The sequence below is a fragment of the Methylobacterium sp. EM32 genome (genome assembly GCF_040593685.1).
Classification (GTDB): domain Bacteria; phylum Pseudomonadota; class Alphaproteobacteria; order Rhizobiales; family Beijerinckiaceae; genus Methylobacterium.
In genome coordinates, this window is record NZ_JBEXZS010000217.1 from 1 (window position 1) to 8,208 (window position 8,208).

Annotated in this window: 10 protein-coding genes and 1 pseudogene; 7 read left to right on the forward strand and 4 right to left on the reverse strand. The window is 71.0% G+C overall.

Annotation, left to right across the window (positions count from 1 at the left end; all coding sequences use genetic code 11):
- Positions 1 to 285 precede the first annotated feature (285 nt).
- Positions 286 to 504: a hypothetical protein gene (locus tag ABZT49_RS28110; protein ID WP_355291010.1), complete on the forward strand. Its 219-nt coding sequence runs from the start codon at positions 286 to 288 to the stop codon at positions 502 to 504.
- 108 nt (positions 505 to 612) lie between these two features.
- On the opposite strand, the gene ABZT49_RS28115 is transcribed toward ABZT49_RS28110, so the two are convergent.
- Positions 613 to 867: a DUF6894 family protein gene (locus tag ABZT49_RS28115; RefSeq protein ID WP_355291012.1), complete on the reverse strand. Its 255-nt coding sequence runs from the start codon at positions 865 to 867 to the stop codon at positions 613 to 615.
- Positions 867 to 1,580, reverse strand: a complete 714-nt coding sequence (locus ABZT49_RS28120) for a Crp/Fnr family transcriptional regulator (protein ID WP_355291014.1) — start codon at positions 1,578 to 1,580, stop codon at positions 867 to 869. The genes ABZT49_RS28115 and ABZT49_RS28120 overlap by 1 nt, the downstream gene beginning before the upstream one ends.
- Positions 1,581 to 1,891: 311 nt before the next feature.
- On the opposite strand from ABZT49_RS28120, the gene ABZT49_RS28125 reads away from it, so the two are divergent.
- Both ABZT49_RS28125 and ABZT49_RS28130 read left to right on the forward strand, forming a co-directional pair.
- On the forward strand, positions 1,892 to 2,269 hold the full coding sequence (locus ABZT49_RS28125) for a response regulator (protein ID WP_355291016.1): 378 nt from the start codon (positions 1,892 to 1,894) through the stop codon (positions 2,267 to 2,269).
- Positions 2,266 to 3,042, forward strand: coding sequence for a Crp/Fnr family transcriptional regulator (locus tag ABZT49_RS28130; protein WP_355291018.1), 777 nt, complete (start codon positions 2,266 to 2,268; stop codon positions 3,040 to 3,042). The genes ABZT49_RS28125 and ABZT49_RS28130 overlap by 4 nt, the downstream gene beginning before the upstream one ends.
- On the opposite strand, the gene xth is transcribed toward ABZT49_RS28130, so the two are convergent.
- On the reverse strand, positions 3,043 to 3,834 hold the full coding sequence (gene xth, locus ABZT49_RS28135; RefSeq protein WP_355291027.1) for an exodeoxyribonuclease III: 792 nt from the start codon (positions 3,832 to 3,834) through the stop codon (positions 3,043 to 3,045). It lies immediately after the preceding gene.
- A gap of 106 nt (positions 3,835 to 3,940) precedes the next feature.
- Here xth and ABZT49_RS28140 point away from each other — a divergent pair, with 106 nt between their 5' ends.
- From ABZT49_RS28140 to ABZT49_RS28155, 4 genes are all read left to right on the forward strand, one after another.
- Positions 3,941 to 4,606 carry a hypothetical protein gene (locus ABZT49_RS28140; RefSeq protein ID WP_355291019.1) on the forward strand — a complete coding sequence of 222 codons (666 nt, stop codon included), beginning with the start codon at positions 3,941 to 3,943 and terminating at the stop codon, positions 4,604 to 4,606.
- Between the two features lie 122 nt (positions 4,607 to 4,728).
- Positions 4,729 to 6,051 carry a homoserine dehydrogenase gene (locus tag ABZT49_RS28145; protein ID WP_355291021.1) on the forward strand — a complete coding sequence of 441 codons (1,323 nt, stop codon included), beginning with the start codon at positions 4,729 to 4,731 and terminating at the stop codon, positions 6,049 to 6,051.
- Positions 6,052 to 6,209: 158 nt separating this feature from the next.
- The gene (gene glpX, locus ABZT49_RS28150) at positions 6,210 to 7,208 is read left to right on the forward strand and encodes a class II fructose-bisphosphatase (RefSeq protein ID WP_355291023.1); all 999 of its coding nucleotides are present in this window, start codon (positions 6,210 to 6,212) and stop codon (positions 7,206 to 7,208) included.
- 118 nt (positions 7,209 to 7,326) lie between these two features.
- A complete protein-coding gene (locus ABZT49_RS28155) occupies positions 7,327 to 7,776 on the forward strand; it encodes a GNAT family N-acetyltransferase (RefSeq protein ID WP_355291025.1) in 450 nt (149 codons plus the stop codon).
- Positions 7,777 to 7,836: 60 nt separating this feature from the next.
- On the opposite strand, the pseudogene ABZT49_RS34325 reads toward ABZT49_RS28155, so the two are convergent.
- A pseudogene (locus ABZT49_RS34325) lies at positions 7,837 to 8,208 on the reverse strand (hypothetical protein); the annotation flags it as partial.

The window sequence follows — 8,208 nt, forward strand, 5'->3', positions numbered from 1 at the left end:
GGGTCCGGCAGCCCGAACAGCACCGGCGCCGCCGGCCAGCCGGGCATCAGCCAGGACAGCGGCAAGGGCGCCGGCCACGAGGGCGACGGCGATCAACATGGTCTTCATGTCCTGATGCCTCATTGTGAGAGGAGGCCCGCCGAGGGCGGTCGCGGAGGCAATCGGTGCCGGCTGCCCGCGTTCCGGGGGGCAGCCATTCCCGCGGAGAGGCAGCCATGCCGCGGGCGCACCAGAACCAAGCAAGCTGCGCGTCGTTGGCCCGCCATGGAAGTCACGCTTCAGCCCGTGCGCGTCAGGACCGGGGACGAGGCCGAGCGGGGATTGCTCGTCTTCGTCGACGGCGCCCTCGCGGCGGTGCTGGTCTGCCTGTCCGACGCCTATGGCGAGGAGGCCGGGCAATGGTTCCTCGAAGCGGGCTTCGGCAGCCTCGCCTCGCCGCAGCCGCAGATCTTCTCCGATCTCGACGCCGCGGAGACCTGGATCGCGCGGCGGCTCGGGGGTTAAGCATCATTCCGCCGGCCGCGGACGGCCGGTGCCGAAGTGGTCACCGGTTCGGCGGAGAAAATGATGCAAAAACAAAAATCTAAGCAGAGTTGCCCTGTGCAACTCTGCTTAGTCCCCGTCCTCCGTGACCGTGTCGGCGAACGGCACGCTCATCACCGGGCGCCCGTCCTCGTCCGTCACCTCGAAGGTGCAGGAGAACCAGTCGCGCACCGCGTCGAGCCGCGCCCGAGCGATCAGGTCGCGGGCGGCCGCGAGGGCGTGGGCGCGCGCCGCGTCCGGCCCGGCCAGCGCGTCCCCCTCCGGATCCGTCGCGAGGCCGTCGGGGCCGGGGCCGTGCCGGAGGTGGAAGAAGTAGCGCGGCATCAGGCGCCCTCGATCAGGCGGGCATATTCGGCCTCCGGCGTGCCGTAGCTGCCGTTCGTCAGCGCCAGGAGCTTGTCGCGGTCGAGCACCTCGATGCGCCGGCGCTTGGCCCGGATACGGCCGGCGCCCTCCAGGTTCTGGATCGCCAGCGTGACCCCCGCCCGCTGCACTCCCAGCATCATCGACAGGAAATCGTGCGTGAGGACCAGCTCGTCGCCCTCCGTCCGGTCGTGGCACATCAGCAGCCAGCGCGCGAGGCGGCTCTCGAGGCTCAGGGACGCGTGGGCGTAGGCGGTGTGGGTGATCTGGACGATCAGGGTGTGGACGTAGCGCAGCAGCAGGCGGCGCAGGGCCGGGCTCTCGCCGAGCGCGGCGCAGAAAGCCTCCCGGCCGATTCTCAACCCCTCGCCCGAGAGCTGGACGAAGTAGACGTGCGGCGTGGTGGTGCAATCGAGCCCGACCGGCACCGCCCCGACCAGGCCCTCGCTGCCGACGAGGCCGACCTCGATCCGGCGATCGTCGTGGGCGGTCGAGATCGAGACCATGCCGGTCTCGAGGAAGAGCAGGTCGTCCACCGGCGCGTCCGGGGCGATCACCACCTCGCGCAGCTGCAGCGCGACGGGATCGAGGTGCGGCTGCAACAGCGCGAAATCCTCGGGGGCCATGGCCCGCAGGAGGCGATTGCGCAGAGTCGATTGCCGGAGCTGCGGCACGGATTCCTCCTCGCGGATCGACGGTTGGGTATCCTCTCCTAACGCGACACCTCGTCGTTGGTTGACGGCGTGTCTTCAGATATTCAAGCCATCATGGCGATAAACAAATGATTATAACAAATGATATATGGTCAACATTTGATATTAACGCCTGTCGCCTTCGAAATCACACGCTAAATCGGAACCATCATCGCATCGTGCCATTGTACGATACAACACCGAACCACGCGATCTCTTACGGGTGCGGCAACCTGCATCTATAACTCTTCGCAACGGCGTGCATCCGCGGGCCGAAACCGGAGGGAGCAGATTTGCGACGGGACGACCATCATCCGACAGTCCTGCTGGTCGAGGAGGATCCCCTGGTCGGCCTCGCGGTCGGCGACACGCTGGCGGAGGCCGGCTACCGCGTCGCCGGGCCCTTGGCGAGCCAGGACGAAGCCCTGGCCTGGATGGCCCGGGGAGCGCCCGACCTCGCAATCCTCGACCTCCCGCTTCGGGATGGCGATGGCAGCCGCCTCGCCAGGGCGCTGCGGGAGAGCGGCGTACCGTTCCTGGTTCATGCCGACGATGCGCGCGACGCCGCGTCCTGCGCCGAGCTGCGCGCCGCGCCCCGACTGACCAAGCCGGCCTGGCACCGGGACCTCGTCCTGGTGCTCGGCCAGCTCGCCCGCGAGGCGCGATCATGATTCCGACATCCGCGACGCCGACGATCCACACACCCGCCGCGCCGTCCACGGGCGGGCACCCGCTCCACCCGATCGTGCGCAAGCTCTCCGCCTACCTCCCCCTCGACGCGGAGGAGCAGGCGGCGCTCACGGGTTTGAGCGCCGGCGGGCAGCGGGTCGAGGGGCGTCACGACCTCCTGGTCGAGGGGGCCGTGCCCGACAGTGCCGTCCTGGTCCTGGAGGGCATCGCCTGCCGCTACCGCCACCGCCCGAGCGGGTCGCGCCAGATCACCGGCTTCCTCGTGCCCGGCGATCTCTGCGACCCCGACTTCGCGCATCTGGGCCGGATCAACCACGGCGTCGGCACCCTCGGGGCCTGCCGGGTCGCCCGAATCCCCCGGGAGGTGCTGGCCGACCTCGTCGAGCGGCATCCCGGCCTCGCCCGGGCCCTGCGCTGCGCCAAGCTCGCCGAGGAGGAGACGACCCGCGAATGGGTGATGAATCTCGGCTGCCGCTCGGCGGTCGAGCGGGTGGCGCACCTCCTGTGCGAGCTGCACGAGCGGTTACGGATCGTCGGCTGGGCGACGAAAGGCGGCTACGACCTCGCCCTGACGCAGCAGGACCTCGCCGACACGACCGGCCTGTCGAACGTCCACGTCAACCGGGTGCTGCGCCAGCTGCGCCTGATGGGGCTGGTCGAGGTCGGCGGCCGGCGGGTCGACATCCTCGACCTGCCCGGCCTCCAGGCCGTCGCCGAGTTCCAGGCCGATTACCTGCGGCCCGCGGCGGGCTGATCAGCCGAGATCCAGCTCCACCGTCACCGGCACGTGGTCGGAGGGTTTTTCGAGGCCGCGCAGGTGCTTCTGCACCGAGGCCGAGACCAGGCGGTCGAGGGCTTGCGGCGACAGGAGCAGATGGTCGATCCGGATGCCCTGGTTGCGCGGCCAGCAGCCGGCCTGGTAGTCCCAGAAGCTGTAGACGCCAGGCCTGCCGTCGCAGGCGCGAAGACCGTCGGTGAAGCCCTCGTTGATGAGGCTGCGGAACGCCGCCCGGGTCTGGGGCAGGAACAGCGCGTCGTTCACCCAGGCCGCCGGATCGGCGACGTCCTCGGGCTCGGGGATCACGTTGTAGTCGCCGGCGAGCACCAGCACCTCTTCCCGCGCCCGCAGACCCACGGCATGGGCCTGGAGCCGGCGCATGAAGGCGAGCTTGTAGTCGTATTTCGGCGTGCCGACCGGGTTGCCGTTCGGCAGGTAGATCGAGGCCACCCGCACCGGCACCGTCGCGGTCGGGATCACCGCCTCGATGTAGCGCGCCTGCTCGTCGGTGGCGTCGCCCGGCAGGCCGCGGCGGATCTCCTGGAGCGGCAGCGGCCGGCGGGTCAGCAGCGCGACGCCGTTGAACGCCTTCTGGCCGTGGGTCGCCACCACGTAGCCGGCCTCCTCGATCTCGGTGCGGGGAAACGCGTCGTCGACGCATTTCAGCTCCTGGAGGCAGACCACGTCGGGCTGCGCCTCGGCCAGGAAGGCCAGGAGGTGCGGCAGACGCTGCTTGACCGAGTTGACGTTCCAGGTGGTGATCCGCATCGCGTCCCGCGCCGCTCGTGAACCGCTACTGCCGTGAGGGTCCGTCATCGGGGTTTCGCGCGGCGCTGGCAAGCCGCGGGACGGCGGTGGGGTGGGGACGGACAGGATGGCGTTCGACTGGTGGGATCCGGTGCGCGACTATTGCGAGCGCACCGGGCCGGAGCTGTGGGCCGAGCCCTTGAACGCGGCCTCGAACGCCGCCTTCGGGGTCGCCGCGTTCCTGCTGCTGCGGCGCGGCCGGGCGCCGGACCCGGTCGCCGACGGCTTCGCCTGGCTGATCGGGCTGATCGGCCTCGGCAGCGCCCTGTTCCACACCCTGGCGGTGGAGTGGTCGGCGCTCGCTGACGTGATCCCGATCGCGCTGTTCATCCACGCCTACTTCTTCCTGGCGCTCCGGCGCTTCCTCCGGCTCTCCGCCCTCGCGGCGCTCATCGGCACCCTGGCCTTCGCGGCGGCGGCTGCGTTCTTCGAGCCCGCCCTGTCGCACCTCGCCGGGCGGCCGCTCGGACCGCTCACCAACGGCTCGGTCGCCTACGCCCCCGCGGCGCTCGCGCTGTTCGGCGTCGGGCTCGCCGCGCTCCGGTTCGGCCGGCGGGAGGGCGCCGCGCTGATCGGGATCGGGGGACTATTCCTCGCCTCGCTCGCGGCGCGCACGCTCGACGCCGTCCTCTGCCCCTTCGTGCCCTTCGGCACCCACTGGCTCTGGCACCTCTTGAACGCGTGCGTGCTCTACGGCCTGGTGCGGGCGGCCCGCCGCGCGGGGGCTGCCTGACGCGAGTGCCGCCTGACGCAAGGTGCCGCCTTCCTTGCACGGGTCCGGAAACCGTTGCAGAAGGACCCCGCCGCGGGGCCGCGACATTCGCGCACCGCGCCTGCCTGCCCGGATTGTTCGCCATGACTCAAGCCCTCCGCCTCGGCATCGCCGGTCTCGGCACCGTCGGAGCCTCCGTCGTCCGCATGGTCGCGCGCCGTGCCGAGGCGATCAGCGCCACCGCCGGGCGGCCGGTCCGGGTCACCGCCGTCGCCGCCCGCGACCGCACCCGCGACCGCGGCCTCGACCTCCAGGGCGTGACCTGGTTCGACGATCCGGTCGCGCTCGCCCGCTCGGCCGAGGTCGATTGCGTGGTCGAGCTGATCGGCGGAGCCGAGGGCAAAGCGCGCGAGACCGTCGAGGCGGCTTTGTCTGCGGGCAAGCACGTCGTGACCGCCAACAAGGCGCTGCTGGCCAAGCATGGTCCGGCGCTGGCCCGCGCGGCGGAAGCCTCGGGCGTCGCGCTCGCCTTCGAGGCCTCGGCGGCCGGCGGCATCCCGGTGGTCAAGGCCCTGCGCGAGGCGCTCGCCGGCAACCGGATCTCGCGCGTCTACGGAATCCTCAACGGCACCTGCAACTACATCCTGAGCCGGATGGAGCTGGAGGGCCTGACCTTCGAGGCCTGCCTCAAGGATGCGCAGGCCCTCGGCTACGCCGAGGCCGACCCGACCTTCGACGTCGAGGGCTTCGACACCGCCCACAAGCTCGCGATCCTGACGAGCCTCGCCTTCGGCACCGAGCTCGACGCCGAAGGCGTCTCGGTCGAGGGCATCTCGGCGATCACCCCGCTGGACCTGCGCATGGCCGACGAGCTCGGCTACCGGATCAAGCTCCTGGGCGTCGCCGAGGCGACGGCGGGCGGCGTCGAGCAGCGGGTCCACCCGACCATGGTGCCGAAATCCTCCGCCATCGCCCAGGTGATGGGCGTGACCAACGCCGTCACCATCGACACCGATGCCTTACGCGAACTCACCCTGATCGGCCCCGGCGCCGGCGGCGAGGCCACCGCCTCGGCGGTGGTCGCCGACATCGCCGACGTGGCGGCCGGCCGCACGCCCCCGGCCTTCGGCCGCCCGGTGGCGGCGCTGACCGCCCCGGTGCGGGCCGAGATGCAGCGCCACGAGGGCGGCTACTACATCCGCCTCACCGTCCACGACCGCCCCGGCGTCGCCGCCGGCGTCGCGACCAAGATGGCCGAGCGCGAGATCTCCCTCGAGAGCATCCTCCAGCACCGCTCGGAGAACGCGGTGGCCCGCGACCGCCACGGCCGCTCGGGCCTGCCGGTGCCGCTGGTGCTGATCACCTACGCGGCGACCGAGGCCGCGATCCGCGAGAGCCTCGACGCGATGGCGGCGGACGGCCTCCTCTCCGAGCCGCCGCAGCTCATCCGCATCGAGCGCGAGTAAGTGCGTCGGGTCGCCGACCTGCGGAGCGGGTTGATGGGGAAAAACATTCCCGTGCAATCCGCTGCCAACCCGGCGGTCGATTGACAAAATTCAGTTCAGCGGCGCCGGTTTCTCCTTTAAGACCCGGCGCGAAGGATCAGCACGAGGATCACGAACGCATGTCGGACGCCAAGAAGCCGGGGCCGAGCCAGGTCATCGAGCGCATCCTGACCCTCGAACTGGTGCGCGTCACCGAGCGGGCCGCCGTGGCCGCCGCGCGCCTGCGCGGCCAGGGCAACGAGAAGGCCGCCGACCAGGCCGCCGTCGACGCGATGCGCCGCGAGCTGAACCGCCTGCCGATCGACGGCACCGTCGTGATCGGCGAGGGCGAGCGCGACGAGGCCCCGATGCTGTTCATCGGCGAGACCCTCGGCAACGGCTCGGGCCCGAAGGTCGACATCGCGGTCGACCCGCTCGAGGGCACCACGTTGTGCGCCAAGGACATGCCGGGCTCCGTCGCCGTGATGGCGATGGCCGAGGGCGGCACCCTGCTCGCCGCCCCCGACGTCTACATGCACAAGATCGCCATCGGCCCGGGCTACCCGGCCGGCACCGTGCATCTCGACGCGAGCCCTGAGGAGAACATCCACGCGCTGGCCAAGGCCAAGGGCGTGCCCCCGGCCGAGATCACCGCCCTCGTCCTGGACCGGCCGCGCCACACCGACCTGATCGCGGCGATCCGCCGGACGGGTGCCGGCGTGCGCCTGATCTCCGACGGCGACGTCGCCGGCGTGATCTTCACCACTATGCCGGAGGAGACCGGCATCGACATCTATCTCGGCATCGGCGCCGCCCCCGAGGGCGTGCTGGCGGCGGGCGCTCTGCGCTGCATCGGCGGCCAGATGCAGGGCCGCCTGATCCTCGACACCGAGGAGAGGCGCGACCGCGCCGCCAAGATGGGCGTCGCCGACCCGAACCGCCTCTACGCCCTCGAGGATCTCGCCCGCGGCGACGTCGTGGTGGCGCTGACCGGCGTGACCGACGGGGCGCTGGTCAAGGGCGTGAGGTTCGGCCGCAGCACGATCCGCACCGAGACGGTGGTCTACCGCTCGCATACCGGCACCGTGCGCCGGATCGAGGCCGAGCACCGCGACTTCGACAAGTTCCACCTGAAGTAGGATTTTTCGGAGCGGGGCCGCGCGGTTGATCTGCGCGGTCCCTCTGATCCTTGCCCCTTGATCCCGGGATCGTTCCCCGCGACCCTGCCGGCGATTCTTCCCGACAGGACCGCGCCGGATGCCGACTCTCACCATTCGCCCGCTGCGCCCCGACGAGCGCGCCGCCTGGGACCCGCTCTGGCAGGGCTACCTCGCCTTCTACGGCGCCACCGTCGCGCCGGAGGTCACCGACCTCACCTGGGCCCGCCTGCACGACGCGTCGGAGCCGATGCACGCCCTCGTGGCCGAGCGGGAGGACGGCGCGGTCATCGGCCTCGTCCACTACATCTTCCACCGCTCGACCTGGACCGCCGGGCCGTACTGCTACCTGCAGGACCTGTTCACCGCCAAGGAGGCACGCGGGCAGGGGGCGGGGCGGGCGCTGATCGAGGCGGTCTACGCGGCGGCGGGCGAAGCCGGGGCGAGCCGGGTGTACTGGCTGACGCAGGAGGCCAACGTCACGGCGAGGGCGCTCTACGACACGCTGGCGGACCGGCCGGGGTTCATCCAGTACCGGAAGGTGCTGTGAGCATAGCGGGACGCGCCGCCTGAACCCTCCCCCTTTCTGCGGCAGGACTGTCTGGGGAAGTCAGGATGCATGACCGTGTCTCCTGCGCCGCTTGGTCGATGGGCATCTTGGATCGAGCAAGGCCCGGACCTCGGCCCAGGTCTGCGGCTCGAACAAGCCCTGCCGCAGCAGATCGACCAGGCGCAGGATCGGCACGCGTGGACAGTGGCGGCGCAGCGCCAGGCGCAGCAGCGCGAAGGTGATCATCGCCGCCACCAGTTGCAGGCGCACGGCTTCCACGCTGCGGCCCAGGAAGCGGCGAATCGCCAGATGCTGCTTGAGCCAGCGGAACACCAGCTCAATGGCCTGATCACAAACGACAGGTTCTGTCTGGTGCGCACGGCGCAGCTTGTCCTGACGTGGTGGCGTCGGCCGCAGCGCCGGCGCGGCTGC

Bases quoted from the DNA above. Each gene is read 5' to 3' on its own strand.
- ABZT49_RS28115 (WP_355291012.1), bottom strand. From the start codon at position 867: ATGCCGCGCTACTTCTTCCACCTCCGGCACGGCCCCGGCCCCGACGGC.
- ABZT49_RS28130 (WP_355291018.1), top strand. From the start codon at position 2,266: ATGATTCCGACATCCGCGACGCCGACGATCCACACACCCGCCGCGCCG.
- xth (WP_355291027.1), bottom strand. From the start codon at position 3,834: ATGCGGATCACCACCTGGAACGTCAACTCGGTCAAGCAGCGTCTGCCG.
- ABZT49_RS28140 (WP_355291019.1), top strand. From the start codon at position 3,941: ATGGCGTTCGACTGGTGGGATCCGGTGCGCGACTATTGCGAGCGCACC.
- ABZT49_RS28145 (WP_355291021.1), top strand. From the start codon at position 4,729: ATGACTCAAGCCCTCCGCCTCGGCATCGCCGGTCTCGGCACCGTCGGA.
- glpX (WP_355291023.1), top strand. From the start codon at position 6,210: ATGTCGGACGCCAAGAAGCCGGGGCCGAGCCAGGTCATCGAGCGCATC.
- ABZT49_RS28155 (WP_355291025.1), top strand. From the start codon at position 7,327: ATGCCGACTCTCACCATTCGCCCGCTGCGCCCCGACGAGCGCGCCGCC.